The 17,261-nt window shown below is 38.0% G+C and carries 14 protein-coding genes; 2 read left to right on the plus strand and 12 right to left on the minus strand.

The genetic code is table 11. The features are described from left to right. Positions 1 to 180: 180 nt before the first annotated feature. The gene (locus LEUM_RS07190; protein WP_011680150.1) at positions 181 to 501 is read left to right on the plus strand and encodes a hypothetical protein; all 321 of its coding nucleotides are present in this window, start codon (positions 181 to 183) and stop codon (positions 499 to 501) included. Further along, the gene (locus tag LEUM_RS07195; RefSeq protein WP_011680151.1) at positions 485 to 1,189 is read left to right on the plus strand and encodes a class I SAM-dependent methyltransferase; all 705 of its coding nucleotides are present in this window, start codon (positions 485 to 487) and stop codon (positions 1,187 to 1,189) included. Before LEUM_RS07190 ends, LEUM_RS07195 begins: the two co-directional genes overlap by 17 nt. 40 nt (positions 1,190 to 1,229) lie before the next feature. On the opposite strand, the gene LEUM_RS07200 is transcribed toward LEUM_RS07195, so the two are convergent. From LEUM_RS07200 to LEUM_RS07255, 12 genes are all read right to left on the minus strand, one after another. Then, positions 1,230 to 2,066, minus strand: a complete 837-nt coding sequence (locus tag LEUM_RS07200) for a DUF368 domain-containing protein (protein WP_011680152.1) — start codon at positions 2,064 to 2,066, stop codon at positions 1,230 to 1,232. Between the two features lie 80 nt (positions 2,067 to 2,146). Then, positions 2,147 to 2,677: an adenine phosphoribosyltransferase gene (locus LEUM_RS07205; RefSeq protein ID WP_011680153.1), complete on the minus strand. Its 531-nt coding sequence runs from the start codon at positions 2,675 to 2,677 to the stop codon at positions 2,147 to 2,149. A 34-nt stretch (positions 2,678 to 2,711) separates the two neighbouring features. After that, positions 2,712 to 4,679: a single-stranded-DNA-specific exonuclease RecJ gene (gene recJ, locus LEUM_RS07210; protein ID WP_011680154.1), complete on the minus strand. Its 1,968-nt coding sequence runs from the start codon at positions 4,677 to 4,679 to the stop codon at positions 2,712 to 2,714. After that, positions 4,666 to 5,622, minus strand: a complete 957-nt coding sequence (gene rnz / locus LEUM_RS07215; RefSeq protein WP_011680155.1) for a ribonuclease Z — start codon at positions 5,620 to 5,622, stop codon at positions 4,666 to 4,668. The genes recJ and rnz overlap by 14 nt, the downstream gene beginning before the upstream one ends. A gap of 125 nt (positions 5,623 to 5,747) precedes the next feature. After that, on the minus strand, positions 5,748 to 6,263 hold the full coding sequence (gene msrA, locus LEUM_RS07220; protein ID WP_002815174.1) for a peptide-methionine (S)-S-oxide reductase MsrA: 516 nt from the start codon (positions 6,261 to 6,263) through the stop codon (positions 5,748 to 5,750). A gap of 60 nt (positions 6,264 to 6,323) precedes the next feature. Beyond that, positions 6,324 to 7,277, minus strand: a complete 954-nt coding sequence (locus LEUM_RS07225) for a ketopantoate reductase family protein (protein WP_041775202.1) — start codon at positions 7,275 to 7,277, stop codon at positions 6,324 to 6,326. Positions 7,278 to 7,386: 109 nt separating this feature from the next. Next, the gene (trmD, locus tag LEUM_RS07230; RefSeq protein WP_011680157.1) at positions 7,387 to 8,118 is read right to left on the minus strand and encodes a tRNA (guanosine(37)-N1)-methyltransferase TrmD; all 732 of its coding nucleotides are present in this window, start codon (positions 8,116 to 8,118) and stop codon (positions 7,387 to 7,389) included. Continuing rightward, positions 8,118 to 8,639: a ribosome maturation factor RimM gene (gene rimM / locus LEUM_RS07235; protein WP_011680158.1), complete on the minus strand. Its 522-nt coding sequence runs from the start codon at positions 8,637 to 8,639 to the stop codon at positions 8,118 to 8,120. Before rimM ends, trmD begins: the two co-directional genes overlap by 1 nt. A gap of 75 nt (positions 8,640 to 8,714) precedes the next feature. Further along, positions 8,715 to 9,197 carry a methylated-DNA--[protein]-cysteine S-methyltransferase gene (locus LEUM_RS07240; RefSeq protein ID WP_011680159.1) on the minus strand — a complete coding sequence of 161 codons (483 nt, stop codon included), beginning with the start codon at positions 9,195 to 9,197 and terminating at the stop codon, positions 8,715 to 8,717. Positions 9,198 to 9,247: 50 nt separating this feature from the next. Continuing rightward, the gene (gene addA / locus LEUM_RS07245; protein ID WP_011680160.1) at positions 9,248 to 12,940 is read right to left on the minus strand and encodes a helicase-exonuclease AddAB subunit AddA; all 3,693 of its coding nucleotides are present in this window, start codon (positions 12,938 to 12,940) and stop codon (positions 9,248 to 9,250) included. Then, entirely contained in the window at positions 12,940 to 16,419 is a 3,480-nt protein-coding gene (locus tag LEUM_RS07250) for a PD-(D/E)XK nuclease family protein (protein ID WP_011680161.1), read from the minus strand. The genes addA and LEUM_RS07250 overlap by 1 nt, the downstream gene beginning before the upstream one ends. Then, positions 16,419 to 17,210, minus strand: a complete 792-nt coding sequence (locus LEUM_RS07255) for an alpha/beta hydrolase (protein WP_011680162.1) — start codon at positions 17,208 to 17,210, stop codon at positions 16,419 to 16,421. Before LEUM_RS07255 ends, LEUM_RS07250 begins: the two co-directional genes overlap by 1 nt. Between the last annotated feature and the right edge of the window lie 51 nt (positions 17,211 to 17,261).

The following is a 17,261-nucleotide window of genomic DNA, read 5'->3' on the forward strand; positions in this document are numbered from 1 at the left end:
GCGTTATTTTGATGTGCTTGTACATTTTTAGCCATGATGCGTCTCCATTTTTTGAGCGAATTACTCGCTTGTTTCTATGAGTAATAATATACCCTAATAACATTTATATGTCAATACTTTTTTATAAATCTAATAAAACTCTCCAAAACTATAGTATAATAAACAAGGAGGAAAAATATTATGAAACAGATATTTCAATTTATTGGGGCCGTGGTTACAGCGATTATTGGGCTGTTAATTTTGATTCCTGTCATTTTAACAATTATTGGCGTAGCAGTTCCGGTCGTACTTAGCATTATTGGCATTGCACTCTTCGTTGCCTTAATTATAGCTGCTGTTGCTGGCATTATTGGCTTAGTTGCATTTTGGCGTTTCAGAAAAAATATCAAAGATAACGAATTTGAGTTTGTTAGAAATGGTAAACATTTCAACATACATATTAGTAAGGACGGTACCAAGGTAAACCATCGACGTGATGTAACAAATGACGATGAAGATTAAACTAGCGCAATATGCTCAGCAATTTTCTGACAGCCCAGATACGTTGGTTAAAATAAATGCAGCTCGTAAGGCATTACAGTCCCTTGCTCAGCATACTTTACCCGAAAACCCCCTACCTCAGCTTAGTTTTTCTAGTCAAGATATTCTATCCGATTTACGACTGATGCCTCTTGATGATTTACTTTCTGAATTTCGACAAACAATTATTAAGTCTTTTGGCGTCTGGCATTTGCCAAATAAGCTTTGGTTATCGGATTTAAATCAATTTATTGATGGCCGACGAGTTTTAGAAATCATGTCAGGAAATGGCGTTATTTCTAGCCAATTGCGCCTTTTTGGCAATAACGTCATCGCAACAGATAACTTCGACTGGCACGGTCAAGATATACAGCATCCTGATTTATGGACAGAAGTTATCTGTTTAGATGCATTGGAAGCTATAAAAGCAATGTCCTATGATGTGGTTATTCTAAGCTGGGCACCTGATACAGATGAAACGGACTGGCAAGTTCTACAAGGCCTACGTGCGCAACACTTTAATGGTGATTTTATTGTCATTGGTGAAAAAAATGGCGCAACCAATTCACAATTATTTTGGCAGAATGCAAAACTAGCACGCCCCAAAAAGTTAAATCAACATCATCAACCATTTGATTTTATTAGTGATCAAGTTTGGTTAGTACAATAAAAAAACGATCTGGCGATAGAAATTATCACATGATCGTTTTTTATTTGTACTTTTCTTCTAAGCCGCTCATCCAGTGACCAGCCCATACACCGAGGATGAATAAGATAAAACTTATAAATCCGCTCATTATGTTAAAGCCACTATAATCAGCGACTGGTGGAATAACAATTAAAAGCGTTGACACCACAACAATACCTAAAATGAAATGGTATACCTTAGCATAATAGTGATGTAAAAGATAGTTCATTAATTTTGAAAAAAGGATTAATGTCAACATACCACCAAGTGCTATTGGCAAAAATACACTTATATCAGCACGTTTAAATCCGGCTAACATTGGGTCAAATAATCCTAGGTATAGCAACAGGTTTGATGGACTTAATCCCGGGACAATAACGCCTAACGCGATTAGTGCCCCCGCCAACATCCAAGAAAAGAAATTAATTGGCATCGTTCCAAAGATGGCCGTCATATTATATAGGAATAATCCACCAGCAACTATTGTGACGATGAATAATATCCAATCGCTCGGGCTCCGCCCATGCTTGCCACTTTCCTTTGTCAGAGCTGGTAAAGTACCAACAATGGCACCAGCAAACCCCCACAAAATAATTGCTTTATATTCAACAAGCAAAAATTCTAATGGTCGGCTTAATAAAATAATACCAGCGATACCACCCAAACCCACTGGTAGAAAAAACCAAAAATCTTTCTTAAAATTCTGCCTCAAATGCGCCATGAAGTTCAGCATTCGTTCATACAAGCCAAGAATTGCTGCTAATACGCCACCGGATACACCAGGAAGAATAAACCCTAGAGCAATGAATATCCCTTTGAAAAAGCGTATAAACCACTCTTTAATGTTACTATTGTTCATCAGTAGCACCTCAATATGATGTATATTATTGTTCTAAGTATTTTACGGCATACTGCCAATTACACTAATCTTAAAAAAGCTTAATATTCCATTAAAGCTAGGAATGGCACTTCGCCAGCTTTCATAATTTTTTCACGGCCTTGCAAGCTTTCTAATTCTATAATAAAAGCTACACCAGCAACGATGCCACCAAGTTTTTCAATAATTTCACGTGTAGCATTAATAGTGCCGCCTGTCGCTAGTAAATCATCAACAATCAGCACACGTTGTCCTGGCTTAATAGCATCTTTATGAATTTCTAGCTCATTAACACCACCATACTCTAATGTGTATGATGCTGATACAGCTTCACGAGGTAATTTGCCACCTTTACGAGCTGGAACAAAGCCGATATTCATCGCATACGCCAGCGGTGAACCTACAATAAATCCACGTGATTCAGGACCAGCAATTAAATCAACGTTTAAATGTTTAGCAAAATCAGCAATAGCATCTACTGCTTGCTTATAGGCCACACCATCACCCATCAATGGTGAAATATCACGAAAACTAACACCTGGTTCGGGGTAATCTTCAACTGTTGCAACAAAATCATGTAAATCTACTGTCATTCTAAATCTCAGAGCTATCGCTCATACTTTCTTTTTAACGATTTGCCAAATACTTTTGGTATGTTATTGACGTGGTTAAGGGTTTTTGTGCTGCTCCCGAAATAATTGTAACAAATCCATTGGTAACGTGCACGAATCCTAATTCAATAAATACTTGAATCATAATATTCAAATCGTTCTTATTGATATTTAACTGCTTCGCTATTTTATCCAAGTTCTGCGCAAAATTTAGATCCTGATGTGCGTAAATGAATTTATATACTTGAGCAAAAAACTTTTTATGAGCAGCATTTTCATCAGTTGCCTCTGATGTATTAATAGCAGTTAGTAGAAGCTGTATCGTTTTGCGCCCACGGAAATAATTAATACCCAGAGTCGCAGCAAATGATATCCCTAATGGATTAGCAACCATAGGCACCCAATCTGGATGGTTAAAGCCAACTGCTTCAACATTATTTTCTAAAGCTAACTTAATATGTTGCTTTAAGTTTCCCATGGTTGTTACTTTATTAATTTTTGGTTGCTGCAATCCAAACACTGGTTGCTGATTTCCAGTACCGAAAGGTTCAAGCAGGCGTAGTTCTTCATACGTTTCAGTGCTGATTTCATTAACCGACAGTGTCGTATTAATACTAATCGGCTTGGCATGAATTTGTAATTTAGCTGAGTTCAAACGAACTTGCTCTTTTAATACATCTAGTTGCTCTGGGGAAATAGCTAGTCCTAGTGCACTGGCATGCCCACCAAACGTATCATACAAATCGTGAAAGGTATTCATAAATTGATAGAGGTCAAAATCACCAAAAGTCCGACCAGATCCTTTATAAACACCATCCGTTAAACTTAAAACAATTGTTGGTTTTTGTAATAGTTCCACCAATCGACTAGCCACAATACCCAAAATTCCTTGATGCCAATCTTGACCAGCAATAACCAAGACTTGATCATTTTTGTATTCGTCTGACAAAGCCATTTGTTTTGCAGACCCAAATACCTCTTCAACAATTTCTTGACGTTGCGCATTAATGGCCTCAACTTCAGAAGCAATGGCAGTTGATTCTTCTGGATCTTGACTTAACAAAAGTTGTAGAGATAAGCTAGCATCCCCTAATCGACCAACAGCATTTAAGCGAGGGGCAATCTTAAATGAAACTGTTTCTGAAATAACTGGTTCATTATCTTTCTTACCCGCATTTTTCAAAACTGCGGTTAGACCCGGACGTGGCGAAACATTAATTTGTTTCAATCCCCATGAAACTAGAACCCTGTTTTCGTCAGTCAAAGACACCATATCAGAAATTTCACCTAACGCAACGAGATCCAACAACTCAGTTGGTAGCTCTGTTTGATCCTCAACTGGTTGCCCTTCATTTAATAATGCTTGGGCAACTTTGAAAGCAACACCAGCGCCAGATAAATCACCAAATGGATACTGGCCTTTTGGATGTCTTGGGTGAATAACGGCATAAGCGTTTGGCAATGTGGCAGGCATTTCGTGATGATCAGTAATAATGACATCAATACCTTGACTCATCGCATATTCAACAGCTTCTTGACCACTAACACCGTTATCTACTGTCACAATCAATTGCGCACCATCAGCAATAAGTTTTTTATACGTATCAATATTTGGCCCATAGCCATCTGAAAAGCGATTAGGTATGTAAGGTGTTACATCTGCCCCCAATACTTCTAAGGCTTCAACCATAATTGCTGTACTAGTGACACCATCCATATCATAATCACCGTACACAACAATCTTTTCACCACCAAAAGCTGCGTCCTGTAGACGCTCAATGGTTCTATCCATATCATGAAGTAACATGGGATCATGCAATTGTTCTACACTTGGTTGTAGATATTTAAAAGCTGCTTCTGGATCTGTATAACCCCTTTGAGCCACAATTGTTGACATAAATTGACTAATATTTAGTTGTGCGCTTAACTGCCGAACAACCTTTTCACTTGGTTGTGGCAGAATGTTCCAATTATTTTGATTCATTACTATCTTTCTTAAAAGGAATATCAATAATGTCAAAGTCGCGTGCCACATACGTGTTAGCAAAGTTGCGACGGACATCGTGTATTAATTCTTTAACCATCGGCCCAATATAACGAGCTGAAAGATGTGTCAATACTAACTTGTTTACATGTGCCCGGCGAGCCACACTTGCAGCATTTGCACTTGTTGAATGGGCATGGGCTTTGGCCATTTTCGCCTCTTCTTCGCTTGAACCATAGGTACTCTCATGCACCAGAACATCGGCATTTTTTGCTAACCACTCTACATTATCATTAGGACGAGTATCTAAAATGAAAGTTACTATACGACCTTTTTGAGCTTTACCAATGAAATCATGACCATTAACGATACGCCCATCTGGTAGTGTAACTGTTTTTCCTGCTTTGAGTTGTCCATATACTGGTCCAGAAGGAATATTTCCCTGCTTTAGTTTATCAACTAATAGTTCGCCTGGATGATCTTTCTCTATCACACGAAATCCCCAGGTCTCAATACGATGACGCATTGGTGCGGCAACAACTTGAAAAGTATGATCTTCAAAGATGACACCTTCAGTTAAGTCAACATACTCAATTGGATACGATAGACGTGTTTCGGAAATCCGTAGTGCCGTTTGAACAAATTCTTTAACACCCTTAGGCCCATATATAGTTAAGGGTTCATTTTTATCAGCACCTTGAAAGGAACGTGAGCTTAAGAATCCTGGCAATCCAAATATATGATCACCATGCAAATGTGTAATAAATATTTTTTCAACTTTACGTGGTCGCAAAGTGGTTTTTAAAATTTGATGTTGCGTTGCTTCACCAACATCAAAAAGCCACACAGCATTGCGTTCGTCTAAAAGGCGAAGCGCAATACTTGTAACATTTCTAAATTTAGATGGTTGGCCAGAGCCAGTCCCGAGAAATTCAAGTTGCATTCATTTTACCTACTGAGCGCTTTCTTAATAACGTTCATAACTAGTCAATTATAACAAAAAATGAGCGTTTCCGCTCACTTTCATATCATTTAAATTGAATTTATCTTAAAATATATTGGTTAAATTCAATTCCACTTATCAGCTTTAAATTGCAAGCGTTGTGCCATTTCTAGTGCTTCTCGTTCTGGATCCTTCTTGTAAAAATCCTGGTGATACTCTTCTGCTTCATAAAATGGTTTGGCGTCTTCAATTTTCGTCACGATGGGTTCATCAAAACGATTTGAAGCTGCTAATGCGGCTCTAGATTCTTCAGCAATTTCACGTTGTTCAGGACTATTTACAAAAATCACTGGACGGTAGTTATCACCGCGGTCTTGGAATTGACCCATTGCATCAGTTGGATCAGTCTGTTCCCAATATATTTCGACTAGTTCACGATAACTTATTTTTTCGGAATCAAACCAAATTTTAACAGCTTCTGTGTGTCCTGTAGTATGTGTTAGTACTTGCTCATAAGTTGGATTTTCAACATGACCACCAGTATAGCCTGAACGAACCTTTTCTATGCCATCCAAAGAATCAAATGGTTGAACCATGCACCAAAAGCAGCCACCAGCAAATATTGCAGTTTCTATTGCCATGTTATTTCTCCTTACAAATTAAAAGTAAAAGCAGTTACACTCATTTTACTTTAATTAAGATTAAATTTCAAAAGTTTCCTGTTTTTTAGCTAACTTTGTTCGCTCAATATCTTCTTTAGCGTGAATTAATCTTGTTACCAGAGCATTAAATGGCATAGCTACATCATGTTCAGATCCTAATTTAGCGAAGTAACCGTTTAAAAAATCGATTTCTGTATGTTTACCAGCTTTAATATCTTGATACATTGATGGGTAATGATTTCCAGCATTTTCAGGTCGTATGAGTAAGGCTAAATCCTTCATGATCGCGTTTACATCAACGTTAATTCCTTCTAACTCACCAATTTTTTTTATTTCATCCAGAATATTTAGTGATAAATCCATACCATTTCCAGCCATACCGAACTCTGCAATATTTGCATCTAACAAAACTGTTAACGGGTTAAGGACAGAGTTAATTCCCGCTTTATGCCAAATTGCTTCAATGACATTTTGAGATAATGTCACATTGAGACCAGCCTTATTCAGAGCCGATACAATTGGTTTAGCGTTAGCCTCACCGATTGCCTGTAATTTGATGGACCCAGTTCCCGTCACGCGAATTTCACCAGGATTAATTAATTCTGATGTCCACAAAGTCACACCAGCCAAAATCTGATTGCGATTAACATGCTTTTCCATGACCTCAATATTACCAAGACCATTAGAAAGAACCAACAGCTTGGTATTCTTAGTAATAATGTGCTTGATATCTGTTAACATCATATCTAATTGAGGGGTCTTCGTTAACAAAATAATAAGGTCAAACTTACCATCAATTTCTTTAGCTGTCATAACAGGAATATAATATTTTTTTGTTGCCCCATCATCTTGATGCACTGTTAACCCATCTGTGCTTATGGCAGCAATATGTGCAGCCCAGCCATCAATTCCTGTAACTTCATGGCCAGCTTGTTGTAACATCACACCAACTCGAGCGCCTAAAGCACCAAACCCTGCTATTGCTATTTTCATAATTTTAGAAGCGTGAGTAATCAGGTATTTATTCACAATACCTGAAATAGCTAAACGCATTTCCTCCATATCTGTTTGCTAGTTCTGTTACTTTTTCTCACAAAACTTTTTACTGTTCTTCACTCTTTATATTATCCAGCAAGTCCCGCTCTTGTTGCGTTAACTGCCGCTTTTCTAATAAATCAGGTCGGCGTAAATAAGTACGGCGCAATGACTCCTTTAATCGCCACTCAGCAATTTTGGCGTGATTACCACTAGTCAAGACTTCCGGAACCATTCGTCCCCGAAAATCAGCTGGTCGTGTGTACTGCGGAAATTCTAACAAACCATCTTCAAAAGAATCTCCCTCAGCACTTGCCGCATTACCTAAAATTTCGGGCAGAAAACGTACTGTGGCATCGATAATAACCATCGCGCCGAGTTCTCCACCTGTCAAAACATAGTCACCTAGTGAAATTTCATCATCGACTAATTCTCGAATGCGCTCATCATACCCTTCGTAATGACCAGCAACAAAAGTTAAATGGTCATAAGTAGCTAACTCTTGGGCAACTTCGTGGTTGAACTGTCTACCAGCTGGATCCAACAGGATCACACGTCCTTTGCCACCAGCTTGCTTTTCAACAGAGGCCATCGCATCAAATATTGGTTGTGGTGTTAATAACATGCCAGCACCGCCACCAAATGGATAATCATCTACGTTATTATGCTTATTTTCGGTGAAATCTCGAAAATCAGTCACTTGAAAGTCTAACGCCCCTTTATCAATCGCTTTGCCAATAATTGATTGGCGCATTGGTGCAAACATGTCGGGAAATAAGCTTAAAACATCTATTCTCATTAATCTAATAACCCTTCTAAAGCGTCAATTGTAATTAATTTGGCGTCAACATCAACTGATTTAACAACATCATCAATCATAGGAATCAAGGCATCTGATTGACCGTCACGTTGAACTATCCAAACATCATTCGCTCCTGTTTCCATAATTTCCTTGACAACACCGATTTTGTTACCATCCAAATCAACCACAGTGCTATCGATAATTTCATCGTAATAGTACTGATCGTCTTCTAATTCTGGACGAGCTGTACCTTCAATATAAACATCATCACCTTTATATTTTTCAATTTCATTAATGTTGGTTACGCCAACAAATAAAACCAACCACATGTTTTTATGTAGTCGTGATGATTGCACTTTGACAGGGATACGTCCCTGTTTTGTATCAATAAATAGATCTGCTCCCTTTTTGAAGCGATCTTGAGCAAAATCAGTAATCGCCATGATTTTCACTTCACCACGAATACCATGTGTGTTTACAATTGTGCCAACTTTAAAATAATTTTCTGTATTAGTCATAAGTCTATTGTATCAGGTTTTACAAACGGAAATACAAAAAAAGTGCGTCATAAAATCTCACTGACGCACTGTTTCTCACTTCTCTAATAGGTTTTCTAATACTAATAATTTTCTTTTAATGTCAGTACCGTATCTATACTTACCCACACCACCACTCTTAGGTAAGATATGATGACAGGCATTAATAATTGGAATAGGATTTTTACCAATCGCTGTCGCTACAGCGCGAACAGCAGTGGGATGATTAATCTTTTTTGCGAACTGCTCGTACGTTAATAATTCATGACAGGTATTTAGGGCCTGCCATACCTCTCTTTGAAAGGCAGTGGACTTAAGGTACCCAATCTTAATCCGCGAGAAATCAATCTTTTCACCAGCAGCATACGCTCGAAAAAGACTTGTTTCTGGTAATACTTGCTGTTTTAACTCATATTCTGGAAAGTCATTTAAAAATTCGCTAACACCATCATCAGCTAGACTAATGCACACAATTTGATCATTCTTTTTAAATAATGTTAGTTTACCGTTTAAAAAAGAGATTGTTTCATATTTTATCATTACTTCACCATGACATTTTTGTGTAAAACCCAATAAGTAATATTTATTGTCTATTTTACACTAATTACTCGACCGACATTCAAAGCAATTAATTGTGGATCACCAACCTGATAACCAACATATTCCCGTTGAAGTGCTTGTTGATACAAATGAAGCTGTCCCTTATATCGCGCCTGCAATTTAGTCAAGTCTTCATCTATTTGAGCATTTCGAACAAAGTCGGTTTTATAATCAAACAATGTGATTGTTTGCGATGCTTCATCAACAAAATACCCATCAATAATACCATGAATTAACACTGGTGCAGAATCCTCTAGTGTGTCATAAATATCATTGGCTGGCATAATCATAGCAAAAGTAGCTTCTCTGTGCAACGTCTTCTGGTGAGCAATGATTTGTTTGGCAAAGTCGGATTGCAAAAATGCAAGAATCTCATCAATTTCAATTAGTGGTGCCACGCTAGGCAAAATTCTTTTATTTTCAACCAATTCGTCACGTAATTTTTCTATGCTCTGTACTGTATTAATTTTGGTAAAATCAATCAACTGTAAGATCAAATGTGTTGCCGTTCCTACCGCAGAGCTTGATGGTTTTTGCGAACCGTCATTCATAAAATCTGGTAAAGGTAACTCGTCAACCTTCAAAACATTAGCAGGTTGTAATTGTCCATTTTCAGTAATAACGGCTGTCTGCATCTGAGCAAGATCCGGGTCCTCAAATATTTGTTTGATTTCACTCACAGATTGATACGCCGCTGTTTGTGTTGCTTGTAAGTTAGCATATTGATAGTTCAAAATTGTTTTAGCTCGATCAAAATCCATCGGCGAATAGGTTCCATCCTCAACTAATTCACTACCTTTAGTACTCGCTATTGGTGCATGAATTTCGTTTTGATTTGTGAGTGTAACAGCCACTTTTCCTGTTAATGGTGTTTCAGATCCCACCAACCTTGGTAATTGACCATCACCAAGCCAATCCTCTAGTACTTTATTTTTTGTACGAGCTAAACTCATAATAGTCCATTTTAGATATGAATCGGCTTGTAAGCGCAAAAATTCAGGTAAAAATTGTCCATTGGCGTTCTTGGATTGCTGCCACAAAGATTTTAAGGATTGGTTCCCTGCTTCTCCCTTGACTTTAACCGAACCAACGATATACAATTGCTGTTCAGCTCTCGTCAGGGCAACGTATAAGAGGCGCATTTCTTCAGACCAACTCTGTCGCTTTAACGCCTGCTGCACTACAAGCTTTTGTAATGTAGGAATCATAACCAAAGCATCTGGTTGAATATACTCTACCCCTATACCTTCATTTTTTTGAATCAATAGGCCGCCCTTTAAATCCTGGGTATTAAATGATTTATCAAATTCTGGTAAAAATACAATTGGAAATTCTAATCCTTTTGATGCATGGATGGTCATAATTCTTACAGCTTGAGCATCCGTTTCTTGTGCTGCTTCGCCTAAATCGCTGTCACCAGACTGCAACTGTTCAATATATCTAATAAAACGGAACAAACCGCTATGCGTATTATTTTGATAGGTACGCGCATATTCGTATAACGCATGCAAATTTGCTTGTCTTTGTGCACCTCCCGGCATACCAGCAACGTAATCAAGCCACGCCGTATCATCATAGATAGCCCAGATTAATGCTACTAAATCGTTTTGTGTCGCAATTGCATGCCACTTTTCAATTAAATTGAGGAAATTTTGCGCTTTTTGATCTTGTTGCGCGTAAGCTTGCAACGCTGTCCAGTAATCATGCATTTTATCTGCAATACGAATTGCCGCCAACTCATTTTCATCAAAGTTAAAAACTGGGGAACGTAACACCGCGGCTAATGGAATATCCTGATGTGGATTATCTATGACGCGCAATATATCGAGCATCAGATACACTTCCATCGTCTGAAAATAATTACCGACACCTTCAACTTGAACGGGAATTCCCGCCGCACGTAAGGTTGACACAAGGTCAATATAGCCCGACTTGGCTCGTGTCAAAATGGCAATATCACTGTACTCCACTGGGCGAAGACCGGCTGGATCAGCTTTACGATCGAATATTGAAGTTTCACGTAGCTTCAGTATTCTTTCGGCTAGCAAAGCATATTGGGCCTGCCTTTTCTCAAATACTTCCGTATCAGTTTCCAAATCTTCTTCAGCGTCTTCGACAATAATGTCCATATGAAATACAGCAGGTACATCATCTGGATAAGCGGCTTTCGGAACTAGTTTTGCCTCACCCGCGTAGGCAATATCTCCAAGTGTTTCATCCATTATTTGCGTAAAAATCAAATTCGTAATATTGGTGACGTTGTTTTGCGATCTAAAATTATCCGCTAAATCAATACGAATATCATCGCTTTCTTTTTTCGCAAATTGTTTATATTTGTTTGTGAACAGAGATGGTTCTGCTTGACGAAAGCCATAAATACTTTGCTTCACATCCCCAACCATATACATATTATGCCCGTTCGAGACACTAGTTAACAGAGTTTCTTGTAATTGGTTGATGTCTTGATATTCATCAACTAAAATTTCATCAAATTGCCCTTGGATTGTTTGTTTGGTAACATCATCTGATAGTATTGCTAACGCCAAAGTTCCTAAATCTGGGAAATCAAGTAATTTTTCTTCGCGCTTGGTCCTTCTAAATGATTCTCGGAATGCTTGCGTTACGAGAATTAGCGTATCAATTAGCTTATAAGATTCTTTTTGCACTAGTTGCCATGACTTTTCATCGAGTGCAAAATAAGATGTTATCAATGAATTCATTTGCGATTTGACGCCAACAACCTGCCCTTTAATCTGTCGAGCCACTTCAAGCGTGGCTGACAAATCCGGATCTTCTTTGATTGCCTTTGTTTGAGAATTAATCTTACCACTTGGTGTGTCTAAAATAGCTTCCCGAAGTTCATCCCAAGGTGCAACCATCGCTTTGTCTTGGATTAATAATAAATAATCTTGGATCTCAAGAAAAGCATCTTGTGTTTTTTTGAGTTCATCAATTCCTGTAATAGTAAGTTGTACTTCTTCAACTTTTTTAATCAGATTCTTAATAATTTCTAGGATAATTGGCCGAATACTGCGTACATATAACGCTGTTGCTGTCAGTGGTTCCCCTGTCACTTCATAAGGTTCACGTAGCTTCTCTAACCATTCATTTCCGTCAGCGCGGGCTTCTGCAAAATCTGATAACTTTAAAATGATTTTCTGTAACTGGTCATCTTGATTTGGATTACCAAAATTATTTACTAATGTTAAAAACTGCTCATGATGAATGTTATTTTCATCATAAAAATCAGCTAAAACATCAGTTAACACATCTTGTTGCAATAATTTACGTTCAGCCGTATCTGACAATAATCGAAATTGTGGGTCTAACCCAATGATATGGTAATACATTTCAATAATTCGTAAAGCATACGCATCTATGGTTGAAATGTTCGCTGCTGGTAATATCAAGAGTTGCTCTTGTAAAAAGCGTTTTTGACTTTCATCAGCTACCTTTAAACGTTTTTCAATAGCGACTTCTAAACGTTCCCGCATTTCTTTTGCAGCAGCGTTTGTGAAAGTTACAATTAAAAATTTTTCGACACTCACACCACTTAAAATTTTTTGAATGAGACGCTCAATTAAAACAGTTGTCTTTCCCGACCCGGCTGATGCAGCAACTAGAATATTATGACCCTTTTCTTCAATTGCACGTTGCTGATTTTTTGTGAATTTGGTTGCCATTAATCTTGACCACCTTTCAATAATTTAATGATTGTGTTTTTATCAGCTGGCGACTGCACTTTATAGGCATCACCCAAAGCACGATCAAAACGGATAATATCAAGATAAGGAGAATAAGTCAATCCACCTTCAACTGGCATAATTGGAAAATACCCAGACAAAATGAGATCTCCCGCAGTAATAATATTTTCACGATTACGCTGTAGTAATAAAGCAAACTCATCTGGATCAACTGCGTCTACACCAATCTTTCCTAACGCACCGTTTTTCAGTAACACTACTGGATAGTGAGCTGATTTTTCTTGTGGTTCTAAAGTTGTCAGCGCAGAAACATACGCTGGCTCAGAAATAAAAAGACCACGATACTTAAAAGTTTCTGGTATTAATTTGCCAGTAAATAGCGCATTAAGATCTGTTTTATCCGTTATTTTGGTTTTTTCTGGAGATATTTTGGCAAAAAAAGCACCTCCAATAGCCGCGACACCAAGCTTTTCTGCGCTTTGTTGGGCAGCGTCCCAATAAGTTAACAATTGCATTTGCAAACCATCGTAAGCTTGACCCCAGTTAAAGGTTTTGCCATTTGATTTATAATCAATGATTGTACCGAATTCGCCATTTACATCTTGCTTATCAAAACGATCAAGTTTACCACGCACTTGCATACGTGCAAAAGAAAGTGGTGGTAATGACTCCTTTGAAAAACCAAATAGTTGCTCAACTGCTTCTGGTTTGCTCGTATTTTCTCGTGCCGCAGCTTGTAAATTCAGTACTAGCGTTTCACAGACACGTGTCAAATAGTTTGTAGTTGCCCGCATTTTGCCAGAGTCATTTAATATTTCAAACGCTGGTAACGCTAATTGACTCTGCATATGTTGTCGCACTAAAGCACGTAATTCATCCCCAGTGATATCGCGTAAACTTTTATTTTTTACAATTAATTCATGGAGCACATTTTCAAAAACCGCATGATAAAGCGTACCAGTTTGAGCCACATTCAGTTCGTTCGTTGCGCGCTCTTGCAGCTTCAAACCATACTGGAGAAAGTAAGCAAATGGATTACTATAATAACTTTCCAACTGTGATATAGAGACGTTTAGTCGTTCACCAAACAAAGCCGAGATAAATTCTGGCTTTAATTTTGTAGTATTATTTTGATAATTTGGTGCTGATAATACACGTTCAAGTCTATCTTGCATTGTATTGGAAATAACATTTTGAACGGCTTTAAAAGCTGCTGTCTGGCCGTAAACAGGTAAAATTTTAACCAAATCAGACAAAGTTGCTCTTGCTGTCCCAACATATTGCTTTAATAGCGATGCCGCGCTACTTGGTATACTACCGATTACCTCTACTTCACTATTAAATGTATCTACTAATCGTTTGAAAAACGGTGACATTTCTGCTAGTTGTCCACTTGGTTCCAAAATTGGGTAAGAAAGTGTTATTGACCCGATGGAGCTCATCAAACTTCCATAAAAAAGAAGGTTTTCTTCTGCCATCTGCTGTTGTGCAGTGTTTTGCAAATAACGCGGATTAGTTCCTGACTGCAAAGCAGGTTGCACAATTGATCGCTCAGCATCATTGATCAGCGCTGCATTTTTTACTTGTGCTGGCAAATTCTGACGTGTGCCACCAATAAAATAAAGTTGTTTATACTGCGTATTTTGAACAATTCCTGCTTCTGAAATCATTAATTGGTCCAAATTATTCGGTATACCAGAGAATTTTGCGCCAGACAAACCAGCTTGCAACGTGGTCACTATATCAGTGAGTGATACACTACGCTCGCCATCAATTTCAACCATCTCGTCTAAAGTTTTTGTCAGCATTTGCCAAACTTCTTCACTCTGCTGTGAACGAGATAAATTTCCTTGTGCAATAAAATCATCACGCTGTTCTAAAAGAGCATCGGTTACATGATATTTTTGTAACCATAACACGAGATGCGTCACCGACTGACGCAAATTTTTAGCCATTGCAAATCCGTCATCCAACTCATCAAAAGCTTCGACAATAAAGTGGCGTAGATATTCCAAGCGGTTGTTAACTTTTTCGTCTTCTGAAATTTCTGTATCATCGTCATCTCGCGTCACTTGAAAAAGTTTAAATGGTCGTGAAAAATCACGCCACCTTGATTCATATGGTCGATAAGCATATAAATAGTTATCCATGTGCGAAACGATATCAAAAAACTCGTCGTGTGAAACAATTTTATTTTCAAAAGTTGGTCGTAACAATCCTGTCTTTAAAATCGCCAACATCGTCTGATACTGAAATTTATTAGGTGCTAACAAGTTCAATATTAGCTCTACCAAGGGATGATTCATCATATTCACATCCATATCCAAAAAATATGGTAATTCAAATTGCGACATGACTGCTTCTATATGTGCTTGATACGGTGTTAAATCTCGTGACAAAATAATAATATCACGTAAATGTAATGTTGGATCATCAACTAGTGAACGCCTAATACGTCGTGCTACTTCTTTAATTTCAGTAATTGGATTTTCGGCCGCAAAAACATTCAAGTGTACCTCATCTCGTGAGCCAGTAAAATTGCGGTACTCACCCAGGCACGCCCAAGCGCCTAAAACCTGTTGCGCGGTCCTTGATAGTGGTCTCATTTTTGTAGCAGCAGTAATAGCCACTTCTTGCTGTGCAGTACGTGCTGTTATGGATAATTGTTCAACCGTTGTCATTGGTTTAAAGAACACATCACCTTCTCGTTGTTGACCCATTTTTTCAGGGTCACCGAGGATACCCATTGTCACTGGGTAAGTAGTAATTAATTGATTGACTACCATCATTTCTGCACTTGTAAACCCATTAAACCCATCAAAATAAAATGCAACGTTAGATAGTTTAAGATCAGCCAACTGTTTTGCAAAGGCAATCAATGTTTCCTGTCCTGTAATTTGATTCTCACCCATGCGAGCATTAAAATCATCAGCCACGATCGCCAAATCATGTAACTTGGCATTAAGTGTTTGTCTCAGAAATATATTATCTGCAGACTTCTCAAGAACTTCTAATAAATTTTCTGGCGTGACATTACTAGCGCGTAACTCGACCAGCTGGGCAACCAATGCAGACACAAAGCCACTTTTTGTTTGCATCCGTGAGAACACTGGTAAATTATCTGATTGTTCACGTAAAATATTTGAAACAATCATAAATAATCCCGTCGGTTCGACGATATCTGGTTGCCGATCTGGTGTGTTTTTCATTAATGCCCAAGCTAAACGGGTTAATGAGTAGACTTGCAGACGACTTTGCGCATACAACTCACTGTCGTCGTTACCATTCATTATTGAAAAGCGCTGCAGTACATTGACCTCACTATCGAATTTCACATGATTAGGGACAATATAAAAAACTGTCAGCAACTCATTTTGACAAAATTGCTGTTGAATCATTGTCAACATTTCGGATCTTAAGTCATGTTGACCATTACCCATTACAACATTGAGTGACATTAACTCAATCTCTCTTCCTGAACATAGTTAATTGGTAGCCATTCTAACACGCGTTCAATTTGTTTGTTCCAATAATACCATTCGTGTGTGCCAGGTGCTGTTTCGTATGTAATATCATAATTCAATTGCTGCAAAGTTGATATAGCAACATCATTAATGGGCTTCAAAAAATCTTGTTCTCCTATCCATGCATATAGTTTTGGTCGCTTGTGACACGTCTTGGCGAGAGCTAAAATATCATTTTTAGAACCAGCAAAATCATCAAAATCGCCAAAAATTCCTTGCCAATATGAAAGCTTTTCCATATTTAAAAAGTCTTCTTGTCTCGGATTGCCTACTAATGCTCCGGAAAGAGAGGCGGCATAACTGAATTGACTTGTTCCCAAGGCCAACTTAAACGCACCGTAACCACCCATTGACAGTCCGGCTACGAAATTTTTTTCTCTTTTAGTTGATATTTGTGGAAATAAGCTAGCTACTTTTTCAGGTAGCTCACGTGCCAATGCATCAAAATAGTTCAATCCATAGGTTGTGTTAGTATACCAAGCTAAGTCAGTAGACGGCATTACAATTGCCACAGGTGTTTGCCTTACTAAACGTTCAATTGATGTCCGACGTTGCCAAATTGCATGATCACCTGACATACCATGGAGAAGGTACAATACAGGAATATCCTTTAAAGTTTCTGTTGTCCAAGTTGGGTTATGATCTGATAATTCGGGTAGAATAACATTCATCACACGATCCATACCAAGCACTTTTGAATAATAATTAACTTCTAAAAAAGCCATGTCACACCTCTTTCCATTTACTATTAATGTTATTTTAACAGAAAAAGCGCA

The sequence above is a fragment of the Leuconostoc mesenteroides subsp. mesenteroides ATCC 8293 genome (genome assembly GCF_000014445.1).
GTDB lineage: Bacteria > Bacillota > Bacilli > Lactobacillales > Lactobacillaceae > Leuconostoc > Leuconostoc mesenteroides.

Coding starts and splice junctions, on each gene's coding strand:
- LEUM_RS07190 (WP_011680150.1), top strand. CDS start 181: ATGAAACAGATATTTCAATTTATTGGGGCCGTGGTTACAGCGATTATT.
- LEUM_RS07195 (WP_011680151.1), top strand. CDS start 485: ATGACGATGAAGATTAAACTAGCGCAATATGCTCAGCAATTTTCTGAC.
- LEUM_RS07200 (WP_011680152.1), bottom strand. CDS start 2,066: ATGAACAATAGTAACATTAAAGAGTGGTTTATACGCTTTTTCAAAGGG.
- LEUM_RS07205 (WP_011680153.1), bottom strand. CDS start 2,677: ATGACAGTAGATTTACATGATTTTGTTGCAACAGTTGAAGATTACCCC.
- recJ (WP_011680154.1), bottom strand. CDS start 4,679: ATGAATCAAAATAATTGGAACATTCTGCCACAACCAAGTGAAAAGGTT.
- rnz (WP_011680155.1), bottom strand. CDS start 5,622: ATGCAACTTGAATTTCTCGGGACTGGCTCTGGCCAACCATCTAAATTT.
- msrA (WP_002815174.1), bottom strand. CDS start 6,263: ATGGCAATAGAAACTGCAATATTTGCTGGTGGCTGCTTTTGGTGCATG.
- LEUM_RS07225 (WP_041775202.1), bottom strand. CDS start 7,277: ATGAAAATAGCAATAGCAGGGTTTGGTGCTTTAGGCGCTCGAGTTGGT.
- trmD (WP_011680157.1), bottom strand. CDS start 8,118: ATGAGAATAGATGTTTTAAGCTTATTTCCCGACATGTTTGCACCAATG.
- rimM (WP_011680158.1), bottom strand. CDS start 8,639: ATGACTAATACAGAAAATTATTTTAAAGTTGGCACAATTGTAAACACA.
- LEUM_RS07240 (WP_011680159.1), bottom strand. CDS start 9,197: ATGATAAAATATGAAACAATCTCTTTTTTAAACGGTAAACTAACATTA.
- addA (WP_011680160.1), bottom strand. CDS start 12,940: ATGGCAACCAAATTCACAAAAAATCAGCAACGTGCAATTGAAGAAAAG.
- LEUM_RS07250 (WP_011680161.1), bottom strand. CDS start 16,419: ATGTCACTCAATGTTGTAATGGGTAATGGTCAACATGACTTAAGATCC.
- LEUM_RS07255 (WP_011680162.1), bottom strand. CDS start 17,210: ATGGCTTTTTTAGAAGTTAATTATTATTCAAAAGTGCTTGGTATGGAT.